Source organism: Streptomyces sp. NPDC003035 (assembly GCF_042888285.1).
Classification (GTDB): Bacteria; Actinomycetota; Actinomycetes; order Streptomycetales; family Streptomycetaceae; genus Streptomyces.
The window spans coordinates 271,245-294,189 of record NZ_JBIAPJ010000005.1 but is presented as its reverse complement, the minus strand read 5'-3'; the positions used below and the strand labels follow the sequence as shown (position 1 = coordinate 294,189).

At 71.0% G+C, this 22,945-nt stretch carries 21 protein-coding genes and 1 pseudogene; 17 read left to right on the top strand and 5 right to left on the bottom strand.

Going from position 1 to position 22,945, the window contains the following annotated elements:
• Positions 1-13 precede the first annotated feature (13 nt).
• Complete coding sequence (locus ACFYV5_RS18020) at positions 14-1,054, bottom strand: alpha/beta hydrolase (RefSeq protein ID WP_389169257.1); 1,041 nt, start codon at positions 1,052-1,054, stop codon at positions 14-16.
• A 125-nt stretch (positions 1,055-1,179) separates the two neighbouring features.
• On the opposite strand from ACFYV5_RS18020, the gene ACFYV5_RS18015 reads away from it, so the two are divergent.
• From ACFYV5_RS18015 to ACFYV5_RS18005, 3 genes are read left to right on the top strand one after another with little or no spacing between them, the layout of a single operon-like run.
• Positions 1,180-2,943 carry a serine/threonine-protein kinase gene (locus ACFYV5_RS18015; RefSeq protein WP_389169255.1) on the top strand — a complete coding sequence of 588 codons (1,764 nt, stop codon included), beginning with the start codon at positions 1,180-1,182 and terminating at the stop codon, positions 2,941-2,943.
• A 57-nt stretch (positions 2,944-3,000) separates the two neighbouring features.
• Complete coding sequence (gene mqnC / locus ACFYV5_RS18010) at positions 3,001-4,200, top strand: cyclic dehypoxanthinyl futalosine synthase (RefSeq protein WP_355104895.1); 1,200 nt, start codon at positions 3,001-3,003, stop codon at positions 4,198-4,200.
• 7 nt (positions 4,201-4,207) lie between these two features.
• A complete protein-coding gene (locus ACFYV5_RS18005) occupies positions 4,208-4,858 on the top strand; it encodes a hypothetical protein (RefSeq protein WP_389169253.1) in 651 nt (216 codons plus the stop codon).
• A gap of 17 nt (positions 4,859-4,875) precedes the next feature.
• Here ACFYV5_RS18005 and ACFYV5_RS18000 read toward each other — a convergent pair whose 3' ends face one another.
• A complete protein-coding gene (locus ACFYV5_RS18000) occupies positions 4,876-5,694 on the bottom strand; it encodes a hypothetical protein (protein ID WP_355104899.1) in 819 nt (272 codons plus the stop codon).
• 8 nt (positions 5,695-5,702) lie between these two features.
• Positions 5,703-6,233, bottom strand: coding sequence for a SigE family RNA polymerase sigma factor (locus ACFYV5_RS17995; protein WP_389169251.1), 531 nt, complete (start codon positions 6,231-6,233; stop codon positions 5,703-5,705).
• Between the two features lie 170 nt (positions 6,234-6,403).
• Between ACFYV5_RS17995 and ACFYV5_RS17990 the strand changes: the two genes are divergently transcribed.
• Together ACFYV5_RS17990 and ACFYV5_RS17985 are read left to right on the top strand one after the other, a co-directional pair.
• A complete protein-coding gene (locus tag ACFYV5_RS17990) occupies positions 6,404-7,096 on the top strand; it encodes a demethylmenaquinone methyltransferase (RefSeq protein WP_355104903.1) in 693 nt (230 codons plus the stop codon).
• An 86-nt stretch (positions 7,097-7,182) separates the two neighbouring features.
• Entirely contained in the window at positions 7,183-8,466 is a 1,284-nt protein-coding gene (locus ACFYV5_RS17985; RefSeq protein WP_355104905.1) for a geranylgeranyl reductase family protein, read from the top strand.
• Between the two features lie 12 nt (positions 8,467-8,478).
• Here ACFYV5_RS17985 and ACFYV5_RS17980 read toward each other — a convergent pair whose 3' ends face one another.
• Positions 8,479-9,456, bottom strand: a complete 978-nt coding sequence (locus ACFYV5_RS17980; protein ID WP_389169248.1) for a helix-turn-helix domain-containing protein — start codon at positions 9,454-9,456, stop codon at positions 8,479-8,481.
• Positions 9,457-9,783: 327 nt separating this feature from the next.
• On the opposite strand from ACFYV5_RS17980, the pseudogene ACFYV5_RS17975 reads away from it, so the two are divergent.
• Positions 9,784-10,395 (top strand): annotated as a pseudogene (locus tag ACFYV5_RS17975) (NAD(P)-dependent oxidoreductase); the annotation flags it as partial.
• A gap of 62 nt (positions 10,396-10,457) precedes the next feature.
• Here the strand turns inward: ACFYV5_RS17975 and ACFYV5_RS17970 are convergent.
• Positions 10,458-11,282: a C40 family peptidase gene (locus tag ACFYV5_RS17970; protein ID WP_389169247.1), complete on the bottom strand. Its 825-nt coding sequence runs from the start codon at positions 11,280-11,282 to the stop codon at positions 10,458-10,460.
• A gap of 660 nt (positions 11,283-11,942) precedes the next feature.
• Here ACFYV5_RS17970 and ACFYV5_RS17965 point away from each other — a divergent pair.
• The 11 genes from ACFYV5_RS17965 to nuoK all read left to right on the top strand — a co-directional run bounded on the left by ACFYV5_RS17965 (position 11,943) and on the right by nuoK (position 22,943).
• Positions 11,943-12,302 (top strand): NADH-quinone oxidoreductase subunit A, encoded by a 360-nt coding sequence (locus tag ACFYV5_RS17965; protein ID WP_030494815.1) that lies wholly within the window; start codon positions 11,943-11,945, stop codon positions 12,300-12,302.
• Positions 12,303-12,319: 17 nt separating this feature from the next.
• Positions 12,320-12,874, top strand: coding sequence for an NADH-quinone oxidoreductase subunit B family protein (locus ACFYV5_RS17960; RefSeq protein WP_355104911.1), 555 nt, complete (start codon positions 12,320-12,322; stop codon positions 12,872-12,874).
• A 272-nt stretch (positions 12,875-13,146) separates the two neighbouring features.
• On the top strand, positions 13,147-13,878 hold the full coding sequence (locus ACFYV5_RS17955; protein WP_355104913.1) for an NADH-quinone oxidoreductase subunit C: 732 nt from the start codon (positions 13,147-13,149) through the stop codon (positions 13,876-13,878).
• Positions 13,875-15,206, top strand: coding sequence for an NADH-quinone oxidoreductase subunit D (locus ACFYV5_RS17950; protein WP_355104915.1), 1,332 nt, complete (start codon positions 13,875-13,877; stop codon positions 15,204-15,206). Before ACFYV5_RS17955 ends, ACFYV5_RS17950 begins: the two co-directional genes overlap by 4 nt.
• Complete coding sequence (gene nuoE, locus ACFYV5_RS17945; protein ID WP_389169245.1) at positions 15,203-15,946, top strand: NADH-quinone oxidoreductase subunit NuoE; 744 nt, start codon at positions 15,203-15,205, stop codon at positions 15,944-15,946. Before ACFYV5_RS17950 ends, nuoE begins: the two co-directional genes overlap by 4 nt.
• Positions 15,943-17,295, top strand: a complete 1,353-nt coding sequence (gene nuoF / locus ACFYV5_RS17940) for an NADH-quinone oxidoreductase subunit NuoF (protein WP_389169244.1) — start codon at positions 15,943-15,945, stop codon at positions 17,293-17,295. Before nuoE ends, nuoF begins: the two co-directional genes overlap by 4 nt.
• Positions 17,292-19,784 (top strand): NADH-quinone oxidoreductase subunit G, encoded by a 2,493-nt coding sequence (locus tag ACFYV5_RS17935; protein WP_389169242.1) that lies wholly within the window; start codon positions 17,292-17,294, stop codon positions 19,782-19,784. Before nuoF ends, ACFYV5_RS17935 begins: the two co-directional genes overlap by 4 nt.
• Positions 19,785-19,860: 76 nt before the next feature.
• Positions 19,861-21,246, top strand: coding sequence for an NADH-quinone oxidoreductase subunit NuoH (gene nuoH / locus ACFYV5_RS17930; protein ID WP_389169241.1), 1,386 nt, complete (start codon positions 19,861-19,863; stop codon positions 21,244-21,246).
• A complete protein-coding gene (gene nuoI / locus ACFYV5_RS17925; protein WP_355104925.1) occupies positions 21,239-21,817 on the top strand; it encodes an NADH-quinone oxidoreductase subunit NuoI in 579 nt (192 codons plus the stop codon). The genes nuoH and nuoI overlap by 8 nt, the downstream gene beginning before the upstream one ends.
• Positions 21,814-22,647 (top strand): NADH-quinone oxidoreductase subunit J, encoded by an 834-nt coding sequence (locus ACFYV5_RS17920; protein ID WP_389169239.1) that lies wholly within the window; start codon positions 21,814-21,816, stop codon positions 22,645-22,647. The genes nuoI and ACFYV5_RS17920 overlap by 4 nt, the downstream gene beginning before the upstream one ends.
• On the top strand, positions 22,644-22,943 hold the full coding sequence (nuoK, locus tag ACFYV5_RS17915; protein WP_069927518.1) for an NADH-quinone oxidoreductase subunit NuoK: 300 nt from the start codon (positions 22,644-22,646) through the stop codon (positions 22,941-22,943). Before ACFYV5_RS17920 ends, nuoK begins: the two co-directional genes overlap by 4 nt.
• Positions 22,944-22,945 lie beyond the last annotated feature (2 nt).

The following is a 22,945-nucleotide window of genomic DNA, read 5'->3' as shown; positions in this document are numbered from 1 at the left end:
GGCGGCCAGGACCTCAGGAGGAGGGGATCGGTCCCTGCATGTGGCGGCTGATCCACTCCATCGAGCCGTCCCCCATGCCCCGGATGTAGCCCCTGGCGTTGTGCCCGCCGCCCTGGATGACCTGGAGGCGGGTCTTCACCGGGCCCTTGCCGTAGCTCTTCATGAAGGACTTCAGCCGGGGAGCGCCCGACTCCTCCGACCCGATCTGGAACGCCACGTAGACCCGGTTCCCCTCGGTGTCCGGCTTCGCGGAGAGCGCCGCGGCGAGCCTCTCCGGGTTGTTCGCCTGCCGTTCCGCCTCGTGGCCCGCCCACAGCGGGGAGTCCGGGACGGTGTCGGGGCCGGACGCGATCACGGCCTTGAACCGGTCGGGGCGCTGGAGCACGGCCTTCAGCCCGGCGAAGGCGCCGGAGGAAGAACCCATGAACGCCCACCCGTCGCGGGACGCGAACGTACGGAAATTCGCCCGGACGAAATCGGGAACGTCCTCGGTCAGCCAGGTGCCCATTTTCGGCTGCCCCGGGATATCGCTGCCGTCGTAGTAGAACCTGTCGTCGGGGTTGAGGACGGGCATCACGACGATGAACGGAAGGCTTTTCCCTTCCCTCGACCACGCGCTGATGCTCGACTGCAGTTTGAGGTCCGTACCCATCCAGTAATTCACCGGATAACCGTTACCGCCCGGCAGCGCCACGAGGACCGGGAAGCCGCTCTCGGCGTACTTCGGGTCGAAATACTGCTTCGGGGCCCACACCCACACCTTGCCCGTGAACCCGGACTTCGCTCCTGAGAGCGTGGTGACACCGATCTTGGTGCCGTCCTCAAGGGTGTTGGCCGTGGTGAAACGCGCCGTGGGGCCGGTGGGGAGAACCGTTTCGGGGACGTTCGCCCGACGGGCCCCGGAGGTCCCGGGCGTGCGCGGTGTGTCGGCCGCTGCCGTCGATCTCGGAGTGTCGAACGTGACGGGCGCGCCCTCCCCCGAGCAGCCGCTGACCAGAGCGGCCGTGGTCCCGAGGGCGAGGGCGGCGGCGAGGATCCTGGAGAGGCGTTTCATCGGTGACTCCGGGTGTTTCGGGCGCGGCGGGTGACTACGGAGGGGAGGAGGGGCATGGTGGGCGATCGGTTGGCTGGGTACGGTTCCGAATCGGGTGATCCGGCCCACCAGAATCCGGGGGACACATGCAGCCGCTCGAAGCAGACGAACCGAGGACCATCGGTGCCTACCGGCTCCTCGGCCGTCTCGGCTCCGGCGGTATGGGGCGCGTCTACCTGGCCCGCAACGAGGGCGGCCGGACCGTCGCCGTGAAGATCGTGCACCCGCACTTCGCCCTGGACGAGCAGTTCAGGGCCCGGTTCCGGCGCGAGGTGGAGGCCGCCCGGCTGGTCGGCGGGCGGTGGACCGCGCCGGTCCTGGACGCCGATCCGGAGGCCGCCGTCCCGTGGGTCGCGTCCGGGTACGTCGCCGGGCCGACGCTCGCCCGGGCCGTGGAGGCGGTCGGCCCGCTGCCCGAGCACACGGTACGGACCCTGGGGGCGGGCCTCGCCGAGGCGCTGACGGGCGTGCACGGGCTCGGCCTGGTCCACCGCGACGTGAAGCCCTCGAACGTGATCGCCACCCTGGAGGGCCCCCGGCTCATCGACTTCGGCATCGCGCGGGCCACGGACGGCACGGCGTCGCTGACGGCCACGGGCGTCTCCCTCGGTTCGCCCGGCTACATGGCACCGGAGCAGATCCTCGGCCACGGGGCGACGGGCGCGTCCGACGTCTTCTCGCTCGGCGCGGTCCTCGTGTACGCGGCGACCGGCACACCGCCCTTCCCCGGCGACACCTCGGCCACCCTCCTCTACAAGGTCGTCCACGAGGAGCCCGAGCTGGGGACGCTGGTGGGGGAGCTGCGGGAGCTGGCGGCGGCCTGCCTCGCGAAGGACCCGTCGGCCCGCCCCGCCCCGACCGAGGTCGCCGGCGCGCTCGCCCCTGCCGGCGCGGCGGCGCTGGTGGCGGGCGGCTGGCTGCCGGGCCCGCTGGTGGAGGAGATCAGCCGGACCGCCGTACGCCTCCTGGAACTCGACGCGGGTGCGGGAGCGGGTGTGAGCGGGGGAGCAGGGCTGGGCGTTCCCGGCCTCGCCCCGGCGCCCTTCCCGGACTTCCCCGACCCGAACGTCTCGGGGCCCGTCCCCTTCACCGTCCCCTCGGTGTCGCCCGCCGGACCGCCGCCGGGAGTCTTCGGTGCTCCGACGGACCCGGTGCCGGGCGTCTTCGGCCCCCCGCCCGGCCGCCCGCCCGGACCCCCGCCCATGCCCCCCGGCGTGCCCGCTCCCCGCCAGGGCCAGGGCCAGGCGGAGGACGGCGACGCGCGGCGGCAGGTGACCCTCTCCGTGGCGGCGGGGCGACGGGTCAGCTGCAGCGTCGCGCTCGCCGTCGCCGGGGCGCTCGCCGCCGTGACCCTGGGGGCGGGGTACCTCTTCGACCTGATGCCCGGCGGCCGCAGGGGCGCCGACGCCGGCAAGACCGGGGGGAACACGTCGAGTCCGCCCGCCGCCACCGCACCCACCACCGCACCCACCCCCGCCCCCGGCTCCGTCCCCTCCGCGTTCCTCGGCACCTGGACCGGGCCCACCACCGAACGCAACGGCTCCCCGCACGGCGACTTCACCGCCGTCGTCACCGAGGGAACCACCGGCGAGGACGTCGTCCGCACCACCCACACGATCAGCGTCCTCGGCACCACCGTCCGCTGCCACGGCATCGGCAAGCTGGCCTCCGCCACCGCCACCGAACTGCGCATCGCGGACCGCACCGACCCCGAGCGCCCCGGCACCCAGGGCCTCTGCACCGGCGGGACGTCGACCTTCACCCTGACCCGCAACGCGGACGGCACCCTCGCCTACCGTTCCGACGAGGAGGCGGCCGGCCGTCCCACGGGCACCCTGCGGAAGTCCTGAGAAGCGCTGGCGTAGGCTGGCTCGGTCAGTGCAGCACCCTCCGAAAGGGACCACCCGGTGACCGAGAAGGCCGACCTTCAGTCCGTCCTCGACCGCGCCGCCGAGGGTGGCCGGATCACTCCCGAGGAGGCGCTCGACCTCTACCGCTCGGCGCCCCTGCACGCGCTGGGCGCCGCCGCCGACGCCGTGCGCCGCCGTCGCTACGCGGGTACGGAGCACATCGCGACGTACATCATCGAGCGCAACATCAACTACACGAACGTCTGCGTCACGGCCTGCAAGTTCTGCGCCTTCTACGCACCGCCGAAGGACACGGCCAAGGGCTGGACCCGCGACCTCGACGACATCCTGCGCCGCTGCGCGGAGACCGTGGAGCTCGGCGGCACCCAGATCATGTTCCAGGGCGGCCACCACCCGGACTACGGCGTCGAGTACTACGAGAAGCACTTCGCCGCCATCAAGAAGGACTTCCCGCAGCTGGTCATCCACTCCCTCGGCGCGTCCGAGGTCGAGCACATGGCCCGGATCTCCAAGGTCTCGGTGGAGGAGGCGATCCAGCGCATCCACGCGGCCGGTCTCGACTCCTTCGCCGGCGCCGGTGCCGAACTGCTCCCGGCCCGCCCGCGCAAGGCGATCGCCCCGCTCAAGGAGAGCGGCGAGCGGTGGCTGGAGATCATGGAGATCGCGCACGGCCTCGGGGTCGAGTCGACGTCCACGATGCTGATGGGCACCGGCGAGACGAACGCCGAGCGCATCGAGCACCTGCGGATGATCCGTGACGTGCAGGACCGGACGGGCGGCTTCCGGGCCTTCATCCCGTACACGTACCAGCCCGAGAACAACCACCTCAAGGGCCGCACGCAGGCGACGATCTTCGAGTACCTGCGCATGATCGCGGTGGCTCGGCTCTTCATGGACAACATCGCCCACATCCAGGGCTCCTGGCTGACCGTCGGCAAGGAGGCCGGCCAGCTGTCACTGCACTACGGCGCCGACGACCTGGGCTCGATCATGCTGGAGGAGAACGTCGTCTCCTCGGCCGGTGCCAAGCACCGCTCGAACCGCATGGAGATCATCGACATGATCCGCAAGGCCGGCCGCGTCCCGGCCCAGCGCGCCACGACGTACGAGCACCTCCTCGTCCACGACGACCCGGCGAACGACCCGGTCGACGAGCGGGTCGTCTCGCACATCTCGTCCACGGCGATCGAGGGCGGCACGGCGCACCCCGAGCTGAAGCTGCTGAACGCCAACTGATGCCGCCGTGCTGACGATCCACGCGGCGGACGTGCTGCTGCCGGGCGGGGGCCGCGCGCCCGTGCCCGGCGGCGCGGTCGCCGTCCGGGACGCGGAGATCGCGGCCTTCGGCCGGTACGAGGACGTGGCCGCCGCCCATCCGGACGCGCGGCTACGGCGCTGGCCGGGCGTCCTGACACCCGGGCTGCGCCAGTGGCACGGGCACTGGCTGCTCACGCGGGTGTACCACCCCGACCCGCGCGAGGCGGACGAGTTGGGCACCGCCCCGATCTCCGGTCCGGCCTTCGACGCGCTCGCGCCCGACGCGGCCCGGATGGCGGGCAGTGTGCGGCGGGGCATCCAGCGGATGCTGGCGCACGGGACGACGCACGTGGGCATCGGGGCGCGGCCCGAGGTGCGGCAGGCCGTGGCACGAGCCGGGCTGCGGGAAGTGCCGAACGCCCCGCTGCTGGCCCCGCCGGTCTGGGACGGCCCGGACCTCGACCCCTTCGTGGAGGGCCACGACCTGGCGGGCACCGTCCACGGTCCGCTGACCGTGGGACAACCCGCCGACCTGGCCGCCTTCGACGTGACCGACGAGACCGGCCTGCTCGCCCACGGCGCCGCCACCTGCGTGGCCACCGTGCTCGGCGGCCGCCTGGTGTTCCGGCGCCGATAACACCGACCGGCCGAGGCTCAGCCGCCCTGGATCGTGGTCTGCTTCTCCTGAACCGGGTTGTCGTCGGCGTACTTCACCAGCTCCGTGAAGCGGGGGTCCCGGGCGACGGTGAGCAGCTGATCCGCCGTCACCGGGGACGAGGCGGCGGTCGTCGCCCCCGTCTTGTCCGAGGGATCGACGGAGAGCACGACATGGCTGCGGCCGTAGGCGTACATGACGATCGCGCTCATGGTGTCGGGCTCGTTGATCGGCATCGTGTACGCCTGCGCGGTGCGGCCCTCGCCGATGTCCGCCTTCTCGCAGGTCATCCGCTTGGCCGGGACGCTCTCGCAGGCCTGGAGGGCCTCTCCCTCCGCCGGGCGTACGGACATGCGGGTGAGGAAGGTCCGCTCGCCGGAGGAGATCCGGTAGAGGGACACGTGGCCCTCCACCGGCCGGATGTCGGTCACGGTCGCCGGCAGCAGCTCGTCCAGGAGCGCCGCGACCTGCTGCTGGAACTGGGCGCGGCGCTCCGCCTCGGCCCCGGTCTCCGGCGCCGGTGCCTGCTGGCCCGGTGTCGGCTGCAGCGCTACTGGGGTGCGGTACACGGACGGGAAGGCGACCGGAGGCGCGGCGGGCATCGTCACGCCGGCGCCGGGTCCCGGCAGCGCGGTCAGGCCGAGCGCGGCGGCGGTCACCACGCCGAAGACCCCCCCGACGGCGGCGAGGCGGGCCCGGGCGCGCCGCCTGCGGCCCTGGACCATCGCGGCGGGCGCGAGGTCGGGGAGCGGTGGCAGTTCCTCGGTCGTACGGTCCATGGCGCTCTTGAGCAGTGTGGCGTCGTTGGTGTTGTCCACGGCGTGCCTCAGCTTCCGGTGGCGTGATGGTCGGTGGCGTAGAGGTGGGCCTCGCCGAGGCGCTCCCGGAGCCGGGAGAGCGAGCGGGAGCACTGGCTCTTGACGGTCGCCTCGCTGCAGCGCAGGAGGGAGGCGACGGTCTCCACACTCAGGTCCTCCCAGTACCGCAGGACGACCATGGCGCGGGCCCGGGGCGGGAGCTCGGCGAGCGCGGCGAGCAGGGTGACCCGGAGGTCGGCGTGCTCCGCCGCGGGGGCGGGGCCGAGCCCGCCGGTCTTGGTGAAGGCGAGCAGGTCGCGCAGTCGGCGGCGCCGCTCGGCGAGGAAGGTGCGGGTCAGTACGGTCTTGGCGTAGGCGTGCGGGTACTCGGCCGTACCGGCCCGGCGCCAGTGCTGGAACAGCTTGGCGAGGGTCGTCTGGGTGAGATCCCGGGCGGTCTCGGCCTCCCCGCAGAGCAGGTACGCCGTGCGGTACAGCCGCGTCTGCCCGGCGCGGGCGAACTCCTCGAACGCCTGGTCCGAGCCGTGCGGTGTCTGCATCGCGCTCCTTCCTCCCTGGGGGCCGTCCCCCGCTGCCTGACTGTCACCCCTCCTTGAGTGCGCGTCCCCGGGAAAGGTTGAAAGCGCCGACGGAAATTTTTTCGCTCCGAATCCCCGGTGGCCCGGAGGGCTCCCGAAGGCCGTCGTGGGAGGGCTGCCACAATGGCCGGGTGACCCGAGCATCCCTGGACAAGCAGCCGCACGAAGTCGCCTCGATGTTCGACGACGTGGCGGCGAACTACGACCTGACCAACGACGTGCTCTCGCTCGGCCAGGACCGGCGCTGGCGCAAGGAGGTCGCCAAGGCGGTCGACGCCCGCCCGGCCCAGCGGATCCTGGACCTGGCGGCCGGGACGGCCACCTCCTCGCAGCCCTTCGCCCGCGCGGGGGCGTACGTCGTGCCCTGCGACTTCTCGATCGGCATGCTCCAGGTCGGCAAGAAGCGGCACCCGTGGATGCCGTTCACCGCCGGCGACGGGACGAAGCTCCCCTTCCGCGACGACGTCTTCGACGCGGTGACGATCTCCTTCGGCCTGCGCAACATCCAGGACACCGAGGGGGCGCTGCGCGAGCTGTACCGGGTGACGAAGCCCGGTGGGCGGGTCGTGATCTGCGAGTTCTCGCACCCGACCTGGGCGCCGTTCCGCACGGTGTACGAGGAGTACCTGATGCGCGCCCTGCCGCCGGTGGCGCGGGCGGTCTCCTCGAACCCGGACGCGTACGTCTACCTCGCCGAGTCCATCCAGTCCTGGCCCGACCAGCCGACCCTCGCGGGGCTGCTGCAGAAGGCCGGCTGGTCGAAGGTCGCCTGGCGGAACCTCTCGGGCGGCATCGTGGCCATGCACCGGGGCTTCAAGCCGTAACTCCGGCCGCCCCGCGAGACCCTGATTCCTCCGCAATAGACTGCAATCGACCTGCCCTCGACCCTCACCCTTCGGGAGACCACGCCGTGACCGAGCCCCTCTCCGAGCACAGCGCAGATGTGATCGTCGTCGGGGCAGGCCCGGCCGGCTCCACGACCGCGTACTACCTCGCCAAGGCCGGACTCGACGTCCTGCTCCTGGAGAAGACCGCGTTCCCCCGCGAGAAGGTCTGCGGCGACGGCCTCACCCCGCGCGCCACGAAGCAGCTCGTCGCCATGGGCATCGACATCTCCGAGGAAGCCGGCTGGCTGCGCAACAAGGGCCTGCGCATCATCGGCGGCGGCGTCCGGCTCCAGCTCGACTGGCCCGACCTCGCCTCGTACCCGGACTACGGACTCGTCCGCAAGCGCGACGACTTCGACGAGCAGCTCGCCCGGCAGGCCCAGAAGGCGGGCGCGCGGCTGTACGAGCGCTGCAACGTCGGCGCCCCGGTCATCGACGACCGCACCGGCCGGATCACGGGCGTGACCGCCAAGCTCGGCGAGGAGAAGCGCGAGGTCACCTTCCACGCGCCGCTCGTCGTCGCCGCCGACGGCAACTCGACCCGGCTCTCCCTCGCCATGGGCCTGCACCGGCGCGAGGACCGGCCGATGGGCGTGGCCGTACGGACGTACTTCACCAGCCCCCGCCACGACGACGACTACCTGGAGTCCTGGCTGGAGCTGTGGGACCGGCGCGGCCCACAGGACCGTCTCCTGCCGGGCTACGGCTGGATCTTCGGCATGGGCGACGGCACGTCCAACGTCGGCCTCGGCATCCTCAACTCCTCCTCCGCCTTCAAGGAGCTGGACTGGCGCGAGGTCCTCAAGGCATGGTGCGCCTCCATGCCGGAGGACTGGGGCTACACCCCGGACAACATGACGACGCCGATCCGCGGCGCCGCCCTGCCGATGGCCTTCAACCGCCAGCCGCACTACACCAAGGGCCTGCTGCTCGTCGGCGACGCCGGTGGCCTCGTCAACCCGTTCAACGGCGAGGGCATCGCGTACGCCATGGAGTCGGGCCAGATCGCGGCCGACGTCATCGTCCAGGCGCACGCCCGGTCGACCCCGGCCCAGCGCGAACTGGCCCTGCACAACTACCCGAAGATCCTCAAGGACACCTACGGCGGGTACTACACGCTCGGCCGGGCCTTCGTGAAGATCATCGGCAACCCGAAGATCATGAAGATCGCGACGCAGCGGGGCCTGACCCACCCGGTCCTGATGAAGTTCACGCTGAAGATGCTCGCGAACCTGACGGACCCGACGGGCGGCGACGCGATGGACCGGATCATCAACGGCCTCTCGAAGGTGGCCCCGAAGGCCTAGGCGTCCGAAGGCCTAGGCGTCCGAACGCCGGAACGCCCGCCGGTAGTCAGAGGGGGACACCCCGACCGTGCGGGTGAAGTGGCGCCGCAGATTGGCCGACGTGCCCAGGCCGCTCCGTTCGCCGACCAGTTCCACGGGCAGGTCGGTGGACTCCAGGAGGGTCTGGGCGCGGGCCACGCGCTGCTGGAGCAGCCATCGCAACGGCGTGGTCCCGTGCGCCTCCCGTACCCGCCGGTGGAAGGTGCGCGGGCTCATCCGGGCCCGCCGGGCGAGGTCGTCGACGGTCAGCGGTTCGGCGAGGCGCTCGGTCGCCCACTGCAGGACGGGCCCCAGGCTGTCGCCGTCGCTCGGCGGCAGCGGCGCCTCGATGAACTGGGCCTGTCCGCCGGTGCGGTGGGCGGGCACGACCAGGCGCCGGGCGAGCTGCCCCGCGACGGTGGCGCCGAGGTCCCTGCGGACGAGGTGCAGACACAGGTCGAGAGCGGCGGTGGCCCCGGCGCTCGTCAGCACCGTTCCCTCGTCCGTGTAGAGCACCGAGTCGTCCACGAGCACCCCGGGGTGGCGGGCGGCCAGCTGCGCGGTGTGCTGCCAGTGGGCGGTGGCCCGGCGCCCGTCGAGGAGGCCGGCGGCGGCGAGCGCGAAGGCTCCGGTGCACAGGGACACCATCCGCGCGCCGGACGCGGCGGCCGCGCGCAGGGCGTCCACCAGCTCGGGCGGCACCTCCTCGCCGTCCTCCACGACCGCGTCGGGCACCGACGGCACGATGACGGTGTCCGCGCCCACGAGTCCTTCGAGGCCGTACTCCGTCCGCAGCGAGAACACTCCCGGTCCCGCCTCGCCGCACAGCCGCAGCTCGTACCAGGGGTCCGCCAGGTCCGGTTGCGGGTTGCCGAAGACGGCGCACGCGATGGCGATCTCGTACAGCTCCCACAGCGACGTACCGATCCGCCGGTCCGGTACGACGGCGATGGCGACCACTCCCGCACTCATGTCGGCGACCCTACGGCAGGAAACGTGCGGCCGTCGTCAGTCCTGCCACTGTCGGCCGGATCCGGCCGCTGCGAGCGTGGAGCGCCGTTGTGGGCATTCGTTCCGCTGGGGCGATGGGGGTCCCCCCGGACGGAGTCTGGGGGAGGGTGGGCACAACGGACGGCGCCCTTGCGGGCGCCTCCGCCCCGTGCGCCCCCGCCCGCCCCGAGGCGCCCGCACGCGCGTCGGCCCTGGTGCACAGGGGCCCATGAGCGGAACGCGCCCGCAAGGGCGCCGTCCCGTGTGCCCACCCGTCCCGCCCAGCGGGACGATTGCCCACACGGGCGGGGCCGGGTCCTGGTCAACCTCACCACCGGCTCGCCCGAGCAGGCCCGCGCGGAGGCGGAGTGGGCGGCGGAGCACGGCATCGGCTATCTCGACGGCGCCGTCATGACGACGCCGCCCGGGGTCGGCGGCAGCGGCAGCATGATCCTGTACGCGGGCGGGCCGGAGCTCCTCGCCGAGCACCGCGCGACGCTGGCCGTGCTCGGCGACCCGGTGGACCTGGGCGCGGACGCGGGCCTCGCCTCCCTGTACGACGCCGGGCTGCTCGGCCTCATGTGGTCGGTCTTCGGCGGCTGGCTGCACGCGACCGCCCTGGTGGGCGCCGACGGGGTGGCGGCCCGGGACTTCACGGCGGTCGCGGTCCGCTGGCTGAGGACGGTCTCCTGGTTCATGACCGGGTACGCGGAGCAGATCGACGCGGGGGAGTACCCGGGCTCGGACGCCACGATCGACGTCCAGGTGGCCGCCATCGGGCATCTGCTGCACGCGGGGGAGGCGCGCGGCATCGACAACCGGCTGCCGGAGCTGCACCTGGAGCTGATGCGGGGCGCGGTCGAGGCGGGACACGGCGGTGACAGCTACGCCCGGATCGTCGAGGCGTTCCGGAAGAAGTAGGACGAAAGCGGCGAAAAGCCGTCACTCCCCCGAGGAGTGACGGCTTTTCGGCGTACGGATGATCAGAGGATGCGGACGGCGCCGGAGGGGGTGTCCCAGTCCAGGGAGCGCTCGACGACACCGGTCGACGGGTTCTGCGCGCCGACGTAGTTGCCGCCGCCGACGTAGATCGCCACGTGGTACGAGCCGCTGCGGCTGCCCCAGTAGAGGATGTCGCCCGGCTGCAGGTTGCTCAGCGAGACGGACGTACCCATGGACGACTGCGAGCTGGAGACGCGGGGCAGGTCGATGCCGGCCTGGGCGTAGGCGGCCTGGACGAGGCCGGAGCAGTCCCAGGAGTTGGGGCCGGTGCCGCCGGAGACGTAGGCGTCGCCGACCTGGGCGCGGGCGAAGGCGACGATCGCCGCGGCGGAGCCGGTGGCCACCTGCGAGCCGCTGTCGGCCGTGGAGCCGGAGGAGGACGCGGAGAGCGTGGTGCGGGCCGCCGTGCGGGAGGCGCGCTCCTGGGCCTCGACGCGGGCCTTCTCGGCGCGCTCGGCCTCAGCCTTGGCGGCCGCGGCCTTGCGGTCGGCCTCGGCCTTGGCCTTCTTGGCGTCCTGGGCGGCCTTCTGGATGGACGCGTCCTGCTGGGCCTGCAGGCTCAGGTCGAGCGCCTCCTGCTGGGACGCCTCGGCCGAGGCGGAGACGGCGCTCGCCAGGTCGGCGTCGAGCGTGCCCAGCGTGGGCATTTCGATGGTCTCGGTCACCGGCTCGGCGTTCGCCGGGCCGGCGGCACCGGCCACCGCGATGGTGCCGAGGACGCCACCGGCAACTCCTGCCCGGAGCGCGAGCTTCGAGGCGCTGCGGCGGGGCTTCCGGTGGCTGGGTATGTGAGCGGTCTGGGACATGAGTACAACCGCTATCAGGGCTTCACGGTTCCCTTCAAGAAACGTGGGTTGCGCCACAGTTACGTCCGGAACCCCTTAATCCGCTTCTCTGACACCCTTATTGACGCCGTAACGGACAATACGGGCAGGGCCTATCAGGCCCTTGATCACGGGTTTTCCGCGAAACGTCCGAATTGACCGCCACTTACCACCTCTTCACACCGTTGGCCAAGCCCCGCTTTCCTCGGGCGGGTGGAGGTGTGGCACAGGTCACAGCCGGGCTCGTGAATGCGCGCACGCGTCCACTCCGGTCCGCCAGGGCCCCCGACTGGGCGACGGGCGGTTGCTTTATCACCCGGGTGGCGTCCATCGCCAATTTGCTTGCATGGTCCATCTCTTGATAGAGCGCCACCCCTCCGACCAGCGCTTTCCGGTCCGGATGTCACAACTGGTGATCACCTGGGCGCTTCGCGTACCAAGATCACCGCTCATCCGACTTCATGATCCTTCGTCAGGTGGTGGAGATCACAAACTCATAGGTGCACCCCGTGTCGCAGATCACAGAGGGGCAGGCATAAGATGCGGGGCAGTCGGGCTTGTGAACTGCCTCACATGGGGGCGATCTTCCACAGCCCGGCCGTGCGGTCCAACGGTCAAGGACGACTGGAAGGAGCGAGGAGCGTGAATGCGTACGCGCCCATCCTCGTGCTCGGTGCCCTGGGTGCGGGGTTTGCGATCTTCTCCGTGGTCATGGCCACGCTAATCGGCCCAAAGCGGTACAACAGGGCAAAGCTTGAGGCGTACGAGTGCGGCATCGAGCCGACGCCCACTCCCGCCGGAGGCGGCCGCTTCCCGATCAAGTACTACCTGACGGCGATGCTCTTCATCGTCTTCGACATCGAGATCGTCTTCCTCTACCCCTGGGCCGTCACCTTCGACGCCCTGGGGCTTTTCGGGCTCGTGGAGATGCTGCTCTTCGTGCTCACCGTCTTCGTCGCCTACGCCTATGTGTGGCGGCGCGGCGGCCTGGAATGGGACTGAGGGGCTGAGGGGCACCTATGGGACTCGAAGAGAAGCTGCCGAGCGGTTTTCTGCTGACGACGGTCGAACAGGCCGCGGGCTGGGTGCGCAAGTCATCCGTCTTCCCTGCGACCTTCGGCCTCGCCTGCTGCGCCATCGAGATGATGACGACCGGCGCCGGCCGCTACGACCTGGCGCGCTTCGGCATGGAGGTCTTCCGCGGTTCACCGCGCCAGGCCGACCTAATGATCGTGGCCGGCCGCGTCAGCCAGAAGATGGCGCCCGTGCTGCGGCAGGTCTACGACCAGATGCCGAACCCCAAGTGGGTCATCTCCATGGGGGTGTGCGCGTCTTCGGGTGGAATGTTCAACAATTACGCGATTGTGCAGGGCGTTGACCATGTTGTGCCGGTCGACATCTATTTGCCGGGTTGCCCGCCGCGCCCGGAGATGCTGATGGACTCGATTCTCAAGCTCCACCAGAAGATCCAGAGTTCCCCCCTCGGAGTGAACGCGGAGGAAGCGGCTCGCGAGGCGGAGGAAGCAGCGCTCAAGGCCCTGCCGACGATTGAGATGAAGGGTCTTCTTCGGTGAGCGACGCACGCGCGGCCGCCGGGCCGCAGATGACGACGATGCTCGCGCCTCTGCGCCGCGCGGGCGGAGAAGCGAACGGGGCAGCACGGTGAGCGACGCACGCGCGGCCGCCGGGCCGCAGACGACGACGATGCTCGCGCCTCTGCGCCGCGCGGGCGGAGAAGCGAACGGGGCAGCACGGTGAGCGACGCACGCGCGGCCGCCGGGCCGCAGATGACGACGATGCTCGCGCCTCTGCGCCGCGCGGGCGGAGAAGCGAACGGGGCAGCACAGTGAGCGACGAGACTCCCAATCCCGACAAGGACCTGAGCGCGCAGAACCTGCCGGGCCAGCGCGGGGACCGGGGCGAGGAGGTCCGCGTCCAGCGCGGGATGTTCGGCGCCCAGAGCGGCGGCGACACCTCCGGCTACGGCGGCCTCGTCCGCTCCGTACGGCTCCCCGGCCCGGCCGCCCGCCCCTACGGCGGCTGGTTCGACGAGGTGGCCGACGAGCTCGAGGGCGCCCTCGACGAGCAGGGACTCCTCCCGGAGAACGCGATCGAGAAGACGATCGTCGACCGCGGCGAGCTGACCTTCCACATCGCGCGCGAGCACCTCGTCCGGGTCGCCCGCACCCTGCGCGACGACCCGGCCCTGCGCTTCGAGCTCTGTACGGGCGTCTCCGGCGTCCACTACCCCGGCGACAAGGGCCGCGAGCTGCACGCCGTCTACCACCTGCGCTCGCTGACCCACGGCCGGCTGATCCGGCTGGAGGTCTCCGCCCCGGACGCCGACCCGCACATCCCGTCCCTCGTCGCGGTCTACCCGACCAACGACTGGCACGAGCGCGAGACGTACGACTTCTTCGGCATCGTCTTCGACGGGCACCCCGCCCTCACCCGGATCATGATGCCGGACGACTGGCAGGGCTTCCCGCAGCGCAAGGACTACCCCCTCGGCGGAATCCCCGTCGAGTACAAGGGCGCCCAGATCCCGGCTCCGGACCAGCGGAGGTCGTACTCGTGAACACCCCCCATGCTTCCCCCGCCTCCCCCCGCGAGACCACCGAAGGCACCGTCTACACGGTCACCGGTGGTGACTGGGAGGAAGTCGTCGAGTCCGCCGCCAAGGCCGACGACGAGCGCATCATCGTCAACATGGGCCCGCAGCACCCGTCCACGCACGGCGTGCTGCGCCTGATCCTGGAGATCGACGGCGAGACCGTCACCGAGGCCCGCTGCGGCATCGGTTACCTCCACACCGGCATCGAGAAGAACCTCGAGTACCGGACCTGGACGCAGGGCACCACCTTCGTCACGCGCATGGACTACCTCACCTCGTTCTACAACGAGACGGCGTACTGCCTCGGCGTCGAGAAGCTGCTCGACATCACCGACCAGATCCCGGACCGGGCCACGGTCGTCCGCGTGATGCTGATGGAGCTCAACCGGCTCTCCTCCCACCTGGTGGCCATCGCCACCGGCGGCATGGAGCTCGGAGCCACCACGATCATGATCTACGGCTTCCGGGACCGCGAGATGATCCTGGACCTGTACGAGCTGATCACCGGCCTGCGCATGAACCACGCGTTCATCCGCCCCGGCGGCCTCGCCCAGGACCTCCCGCCCGGCGCCGTCGACGCCGTGCGCGAGTTCGTGAAGACCATGAAGAAGAACCTGCCGGAGTACGACAAGCTCGCCACCGGCAACCCCATCTTCAAGGCCCGTATGCAGGACGTGGGCTACCTCGACCTCACCGGCTGCATGGCGCTCGGCGCCACCGGACCGATCCTGCGCTCGGCGGGCCTCCCGCACGACCTGCGCAAGACCGACCCGTACTGCGGCTACGAGACCTACGACTTCGACATCCCGACCGCCGACACCTGCGACTCCTACGGCCGCTTCCTCATCCGCCTGGAGGAGATGCGGCAGTCGCTGCGGATCGTCGAGCAGTGCCTCGACCGGCTGGCGCCCGGCCCGGTCATGGTCGGGGACAAGAAGATCGCCTGGCCGGCGCAGCTCGCGCTCGGCCCGGACGGACTCGGCAACTCCCTCGACCACATCAAGAAGATCATGGGCACCTCCATGGAGGCCCTGATCCACCACTTCAAGCTGGTCACCGAGGGCTTCCGCGTTCCGCCGGGACAGGCGTACGTGGCCGTCGAATCGCCCAAGGGTGAGCTCGGCGCGCACGTCGTCTCCGACGGCGGCACCCGCCCCTACCGGGTCCACTTCCGCGACCCGTCCTTCACCAACCTGCAGGCCATGGCGGCGATGTGCGAGGGCGGCCAGGTCGCCGACGTCATCGTCGCCGTCGCGTCCATCGACCCCGTGATGGGAGGCGTCGACCGATGACGGACGGACACACCAGTCTCGGGATGCCCCAGCTCCCCGCCCCCGACTACCCGGCCGAGGTACGCGCCCGGCTGGAGGCGGACGCCCAGGAGATCATCGCCCGCTACCCGGGGTCCCGCTCCGCGCTCCTGCCGATGCTGCACCTTGTGCAGGCGGAGGACGGATTCGTGACCCGTACCGGCATGAAGTTCTGCGCGGAGCTCCTCGGCCTGACGACCGCCGAGGTGACCGCCGTCGCGACCTTCTACACGATGTACCGGCGCAAGCCCTCCGGCGACTACCAGGTCGGGGTCTGCACCAACACGCTCTGCGCGGTGATGGGCGGCGACGCCATCTTCGAGGAGCTGAAGGAACACCTCGGCGTCGGCAACAACGAGACGACCGAGGACGGCAAGGTCACGCTGGAGCACATCGAGTGCAACGCGGCCTGCGACTTCGCGCCCGTCGTGATGGTCAACTGGGAGTTCTTCGACAACCAGACGCCCGAGTCCGCGAAGAAGATCGTCGACGACCTGCGGGCCGGCCGCCCGGTCGAGCCGACGCGCGGCGCGCCCCTGTGTACGTACAAGGAGACCGCCCGCATCCTGGCCGGCTTCCCCGACGAGCGCGAGGGGGCCGTCGAGGCCACCGGAGGGGCCGGCCCGGCCTCGCTCGTCGGGCTGCGTCTGGCCAAGGGCGAGTCCCCGCACCACAAGATCGTCCACCCGCGCGGCGAATCGGCCAGTGGGGAGGGGGAGTGATGACCTTGGCAGCCGAGATCAACAACAGCAGCCCCGAGAAGCTTCTGGCGCCGGTCCTTTCGGCGTTCTGGGACGAGCCCGACTCCTGGACCCTGGAGACGTACAGGAGGCACGAGGGGTACGAGGGCCTGAGGAAGGCCCTCGCGATGACGCCCGACGACCTCATCGCGTACGTCAAGGACTCCGGGCTCCGCGGCCGCGGCGGCGCCGGCTTCCCCACCGGGATGAAATGGCAGTTCATTCCGCAGGGCGACGGCAAGCCGCACTACCTCGTCGTCAACGCCGACGAGTCCGAGCCGGGGACCTGCAAGGACATCCCGCTCCTCTTCGCCAATCCGCACTCCCTCATCGAGGGCATCGTGATCGCCTGCTACGCGATCCGCTCGTCGCACGCCTTCATCTACCTGCGCGGCGAGGTCGTCCCCGTCCTGCGCAGGCTGCACGAGGCCGTGCGCGAGGCGTACGAGGCGGGCTTCCTCGGCGAGAACATCCTCGGCAGCGGGCTGAACCTCGAACTCACCGTGCACGCCGGCGCCGGCGCGTACATCTGCGGCGAGGAGACCGCCCTGCTCGACTCGCTCGAAGGACGGCGCGGCCAGCCCCGGCTGCGCCCCCCCTTCCCCGCGGTCGCCGGTCTGTACGCCTGCCCCACCGTGGTGAACAACGTCGAGTCCATCGCGTCCGTTCCCGCGATCCTCCACAGGGGCAAGGACTGGTTCAAGTCGATGGGCAGCGAGAAGTCCCCGGGCTTCACGCTCTACTCGCTCAGCGGGCACGTCGCCTCGCCCGGCCAGTACGAGGCACCGCTCGGGATCACGCTGCGCCAGCTCCTCGACATGAGCGGCGGGATGCGGCCGGGCCACCGGCTGAAGTTCTGGACCCCGGGCGGCTCCTCCACCCCGATGTTCACCGACGAGCACCTCGACGTCCCGCTGGACTACGAGGGCGTGGGCGCGGCCGGCTCGATGCTCGGCACCAAGGCGCTCCAGTGCTTCGACGAGACCACCTGCGTGGTGCGGGCCGTGACCCGGTGGACCGAGTTCTACGCCCACGAGTCCTGCGGCAAGTGCACGCCCTGCCGCGAAGGCACTTATTGGCTGGTCCAGTTGCTCCGTGACATCGAGGCCGGCAAGGGCGTGATGTCCGACCTCGACAAGCTGAACGACATCGCCGACAACATCAACGGCAAGTCGTTCTGCGCGCTCGGCGACGGCGCCGCCTCCCCGATCTTCTCCTCGCTGAAGTACTTCCGCGAGGAGTACGAGCAGCACATCACCGGCCGGGGCTGCCCCTTCGACCCGGCCAAGTCGACCGCCTGGGCGGACAACCACAAGGAGGTGACGGCATGACGGTCACCACGGCCGGCTCGGCCGGTGGCGGTTCCCCGGCGGTACCGCCCGAGGATCTCGTCACGCTGACCATCGACGGCGCCGAGATCTCCGTCCCCAAGGGGACCCTCGTCATCCGCGCCGCCGAACAGCTCGGCATCGAGATCCCCAGGTTCTGCGACCACCCGCTCCTCGACCCGGCCGGCGCCTGCCGCCAGTGCATCGTCGAGGTCGAGGGCCAGCGCAAGCCGATGGCCTCCTGCACCATCACCTGCACCGACGGCATGGTGGTGAAGTCGCAGCTGACCAGCCCGGTCGCCGAGAAGGCCCAGCACGGCGTGATGGAGCTGCTGCTCATCAACCACCCGCTGGACTGCCCGGTCTGCGACAAGGGCGGCGAGTGCCCGCTGCAGAACCAGGCGATGTCCCACGGCCAGGCCGAGTCCCGCTTCGACGGCAGGAAGCGGACCTTCGAGAAGCCGGTACCGATCTCCCCCCAGGTGCTGCTCGACCGCGAGCGGTGCGTGCTCTGCGCCCGCTGCACCCGGTTCTCCAACCAGGTCGCCGGCGACCCGATGATCGAACTGCTCGAACGCGGCGCGCTCCAGCAGGTCGGCACCGGCGAGGGCGACCCCTTCGAGTCGTACTTCTCCGGCAACACCATCCAGATCTGCCCGGTCGGCGCGCTGACCTCGGCGGCGTACCGGTTCCGCTCCCGCCCCTTCGACCTCGTCTCCTCGCCCTCCGTCTGCGAGCACTGCGCGGGCGGCTGCGCCACGCGCACGGACCACCGGCGCGGCAAGGTCATGCGGCGGCTCGCCGCCGAGGACCCGGAGGTCAACGAGGAGTGGGTGTGCGACAAGGGGCGGTTCGCCTTCCGGTACGCGCAGCAGCGCGACCGGCTGAGCACCCCGCTCGTACGGAACCCGGAGACGGGTGAGCTGGAGCCGGCGTCCTGGCCCGAGGCCCTGGAGGCGGCGGCGCGCGGGCTCGTCCGCGGCCGCACCGGCGTCCTGGCCGGCGGTCGGCTGACCGTCGAGGACTCCTACGCGTACGCCAAGTTCGCCCGGGTCGCCCTCGACACCAACGACGTCGACTTCCGGGCCCGTGACCTCTCCAGCGAGGAGGCCGACTTCCTGGCCTCCACCGTGGCGGGACGCGGACGCGACCTGGACGGCAGCGGGGTCACGTACACCTCCCTGGAAGCCGCCCCGGCCGTGCTGCTCGTCGGCTTCGAGTCCGAGGAGGAGGCGCCCGGCGTCTTCCTGCGGCTGCGCAAGGCATGGCGCAAGCACGGCCAGAAGACGTACGCGCTCGCCTCGCACGCCACCCGGGGCCTGGTGAAGGCCGGCGGCACGCTGCTGTCGGCCGCGCCCGGAACTGAGACCGAATGGCTGGACGCCCTCACCTCCCAGGTCGGCCTCGACGAGCCCGGCAGCCACGCCGCCGAGGCGCTGCGCCGGGACGGCGCGGTCATCGTCGTCGGCGAGCGGCTCGCCGCCGTGCCCGGCGGACTGACCGCCGCCGTACGGACGGCGACCGCGACCGGCGCGCAGCTGGTGTGGATCCCGCGCCGGGCCGGTGAGCGCGGCGCGCTCGAAGCGGGCGCCATCCCGACCCTGCTGCCCGGCGGCCGCCCGGCGACCGACCCACGCGCGCGTGAGGAGGTCGCGGCCGCCTGGGGCGTACGCGAACTCCCGCACGGCTACGGCCGCGACACCGGACAGATCGTCGAGGCCGCGGCCACCGGCGAACTGGGTGCGCTGCTCGTCGGCGGCGTCGAGGTGCGCGACCTGCCCGACCCGGCACGCGCGCGTGAGGCCCTGGACGCGGCGTTCGTGGTCTCCCTGGAGCTGCGGCCGAGCGAGGTCACCGAGCGGGCGGACGTGGTCCTGCCGGTCGCCGCCGTCGCCGAGAAGGCCGGCACCTTCCTCAACTGGGAGGGCAGGGCACGGCTCTTCGAGGCCGCGCTCAAGCCCGATCAGATGACCCGCCCGCTGCCGCCGACGGACACGCGCGTGCTGCACATGCTCGCCGACGCCCTCGACGCCCATCTGGCCCTGCCCGATCTGCGCTCGGCCCGCCGGGAGCTGGACCGGCTCGGCGGCTGGGACGGCGAGCGGGCCTCCGAGCCCGTCGAGCCCGCACAGCCCGCGCCCCGGCCGGCCGAGGGCGAGGCGGTCCTCGCCGGACACCGGCTCCTGCTCGACCTGGGCCGGCTCCAGGAGGGCGACCCGGCCCTGGCGGGCACCCGCCACGCGGCGGTCGCCCGCGTCTCGGCCGCCACCGCCGCCGAGACCGGCGTCAAGGACGGCGACCTCCTCGCGGTCACCGGCCCGGCGGGCTCGACCCGTCTCCCGCTCCAGGTCACCGAGATGCCCGACCGCGTGGTCTGGCTCCCGCTGAACTCCACGGTGGGCGGAGTCCTCTCCGACACCGGCGCCCACCCGGGCGACCTGGTCCGCATCGGTCCCGTGGGTGCCGTCGAAGCGGCGGAGGTCCGGTCATGACCGACATCCTCGACCGCCGTAGCCACGTCGTCCGGCCGGGCGAAGCCCTGGCCGCCGCCGCACGGGAGGTGGGCGCATGACCGCCCTCGCTCAACTCGCGGACGCACAGCGCAGCGTCCTCGCCGCCGAAGACCTCTCCATGTTCGGGACCGACCCCTGGTGGCTCGTCGCGATCAAGGCCGTCTTCTGCTTCGCCTTCCTGATGATCACCGTGCTCTTCTCCATCGTGTGGGAGCGCAAGGTCGTCGCCTGGATGCAGCTGCGCATCGGCCCCAACCGGCACGGACCCTGGGGTCTCCTCCAGTCCCTCGCGGACGGCATCAAGCTGATGCTCAAGGAGGACGTCGTCGTCAAGCGCGCCGACAAGGTCGTCTACATCCTCGCGCCGATCATCGCCGCCGCCCCGGCGTTCATGGCCATCGCCGTGATCCCCTTCGGCCCGGCCGGCAACGAGGTGTCGATCTTCGGCCACCGCACCACGATGCAGCTCACCGACCTGCCGATCGCCATGCTGTACGTCCTGGCCATCGCCTCCGTCGGCATCTACGGCATCGTGCTCGCCGGCTGGTCCTCCGGCTCCACGTACCCGCTCCTCGGCGGCCTGCGCTCCTGCGCGCAGATGATCTCGTACGAGATCGCCATGGGCGCCGCGTTCGCCTCGGTGTTCCTCTACTCCGGGTCGATGTCGACCTCGGCGATCGTCGAGGCGCAGGCGGACCGCTGGTTCATCGTCCTGCTGCCGGTCTCGTTCATCATCTACATCGTCACGATGGTCGGCGAGACCAACCGCGCCCCGTTCGACATGCCGGAGTCCGAGGGCGACCTCGTCGGCGGCTTCAACACCGAGTACTCCTCCATCAAGTTCGCGATGTTCATGCTCGCCGAGTACGTGAACATGGTGACGGTCTCCGCCGTCTCCGTGACGCTCTTCCTCGGCGGCTGGCGCGCACCGTACCCGGTCTCCACCTTCTGGGAGGGCGCGAACCACGGCTGGTGGCCGATGCTCTGGTTCGTCCTCAAGGTGCAGCTGCTGCTCTTCTTCTTCATCTGGCTCCGCGGCACCCTGCCCCGCGTCCGCTACGACCAGCTGATGAAGCTCGGCTGGAAGGTCCTCATCCCGGTCTCGGTGCTCTGGCTGATGCTGGTCGCCACCGTCCGCGCCCTGCGGAACGAGAACGTCGGCTTCCAGAACATCGTGCTGTACGTCGCCGGTGCCGTCATCGCCGTCCTGCTCCTCTCCTTCGTCGCCGACATGTTCCGCGACAGGAAGGCGAAGGCCGCCGGGGTGGAGGACGAGCCTCCGTTCGACCCGATGGCCGGCGGCTTCCCCGTACCGCCCAAGCCCGGACAGTCCCTGCCGCACGTACCCCGGCGCAGGCCCCGGCACGAACGGGACCTGGTTGTCAGTGGGGCCCCCGATACTGCTACTGCGAGTGAGGGAAAGGAGACGGACGGTGTCTGACTTCCAGAATCCGGTGGCCGGCTTCGGCGTGACCTTCAAGGCCATGTTCAAGAAGCGGCTGACCGAGCAGTACCCGGAGCAGCAGAAGACGACCGCGCCGCGCTTCCACGGCCGGCACCAGCTCAACCGTCACCCCGACGGTCTCGAGAAGTGCGTCGGCTGCGAGCTGTGCGCCTGGGCCTGTCCCGCCGACGCCATCTACGTGGAGGGTGCGGACAACACGGACGAGGAGCGCTACTCCCCGGGCGAGCGGTACGGCGTCGTCTACCAGATCAACTACGCCCGCTGCATCCTGTGCGGGCTGTGCATCGAGGCGTGCCCCACCCGGGCGCTGACGATGACCAACGAGTTCGAACTGGCCGACTCCTCCCGTCAGAACCTGATCTACACCAAGGAGCAGCTCCTCGCGGGCCTGGAGGAGGGCATGGTCGACTCCCCGCACGCCATCTACCCGGGGATGGACGAGCAGGACTACTACCGGGGGCTCGTCACCGAGGCCGCTCCGGGCACGGTCCGTCAGGTCGCCACCTCCAAGGGGGAGACGGGCGAGCCGGAAGAGGTGGACGCATGAACGCCACCCTCGCCGCCTACACGACCTCGAACGGCGAAGCCCTCCAGTTCTGGGTCCTCGGCACCGTCGCCGTCATCGGCGCCCTGTGCACGGTCCTGATGAAGAAGGCGATGCACAGCGCCCTCTGCCTGGCCGGCACGATGATCGTCCTGGCGGTCTTCTACCTCGCCAACGGCGCGTACTTCCTCGGCATCGTCCAGATCGTCGTCTACACCGGCGCGATCATGATGCTGTTCCTCTTCATCGTCATGCTGGTCGGTGTCACGGCCGCTGACTCGCTGAAGGAGACCATCAAGGGGCAGCGCTGGTGGGCCGCGGCCTGCGGGCTCGGCTTCGGCATCCTGCTGATCGCCGGCATCGGCCAGGCCGCCCTGACGGAGTTCAACGGACTGGGCGCGGCCAACAGCGCGCACGGTGGAAACGTCGAGGGCATCGCCGCCCTCATCTTCACCAAGTACGTCTTCGCCTTCGAGATCACCGGCGCGTTGCTGATCACCGCGGCCGTCGGCGCGATGGTCCTCACCCACCGCGAGCGCACCGAGCGGGCCCGCACCCAGCGAGAGCTCGCCGAGCAGCGGGTACGGGAGGGCAAGCACGTGCCGCCGCTGCCCGCGCCGGGTGTCTACGCCCGGCACAACGCGGTGGACATCGCCGGTCTGCTGCCCGACGGCACCCCCAGCGAGCTGACCGTGATGCAGACCCTGCGCAAGCGCGGCCAGGTCCGCGACGTGTCCGGCGAGGCGCTGGCCGACCTCAAGGCGCTGGAGCAGCGCGCGGAGGAGAGGCTCGGCCGGGACGAGGTCCGGGACGAAGAGGAGGCCACGCGGTGAACCCCGTCAACTATCTGTACCTCGCCGCTCTGTTGTTCACCATCGGCGCGGCCGGGGTGCTGATCCGGCGCAACGCGATCGTCGTCTTCATGTGCGTGGAGCTGATGCTCAACGCCTGCAACCTCGCGTTCGTCGCCTTCTCCCGGATGCACGGCAACCTCGACGGCCAGATCATCGCCTTCTTCACGATGGTCGTCGCCGCCGCGGAGGTCGTCGTCGGGCTCGCGATCATCGTGTCGCTGTTCCGTTCCCGCCACTCGGCCTCGGTCGACGACGCCAGCCTGATGAAGCTGTAAGG

Bases quoted from the DNA above. Each gene is read 5' to 3' on its own strand.
- ACFYV5_RS18020 (WP_389169257.1), bottom strand. From the start codon at position 1,054: ATGAAACGCCTCTCCAGGATCCTCGCCGCCGCCCTCGCCCTCGGGACC.
- ACFYV5_RS18015 (WP_389169255.1), top strand. From the start codon at position 1,180: ATGCAGCCGCTCGAAGCAGACGAACCGAGGACCATCGGTGCCTACCGG.
- ACFYV5_RS17995 (WP_389169251.1), bottom strand. From the start codon at position 6,233: ATGCAGACACCGCACGGCTCGGACCAGGCGTTCGAGGAGTTCGCCCGC.
- ACFYV5_RS17980 (WP_389169248.1), bottom strand. From the start codon at position 9,456: ATGAGTGCGGGAGTGGTCGCCATCGCCGTCGTACCGGACCGGCGGATC.
- ACFYV5_RS17970 (WP_389169247.1), bottom strand. From the start codon at position 11,282: ATGTCCCAGACCGCTCACATACCCAGCCACCGGAAGCCCCGCCGCAGC.
- ACFYV5_RS17960 (WP_355104911.1), top strand. From the start codon at position 12,320: ATGGGACTCGAAGAGAAGCTGCCGAGCGGTTTTCTGCTGACGACGGTC.
- nuoE (WP_389169245.1), top strand. From the start codon at position 15,203: ATGACGGACGGACACACCAGTCTCGGGATGCCCCAGCTCCCCGCCCCC.
- ACFYV5_RS17935 (WP_389169242.1), top strand. From the start codon at position 17,292: ATGACGGTCACCACGGCCGGCTCGGCCGGTGGCGGTTCCCCGGCGGTA.
- nuoH (WP_389169241.1), top strand. From the start codon at position 19,861: ATGACCGCCCTCGCTCAACTCGCGGACGCACAGCGCAGCGTCCTCGCC.
- ACFYV5_RS17920 (WP_389169239.1), top strand. From the start codon at position 21,814: ATGAACGCCACCCTCGCCGCCTACACGACCTCGAACGGCGAAGCCCTC.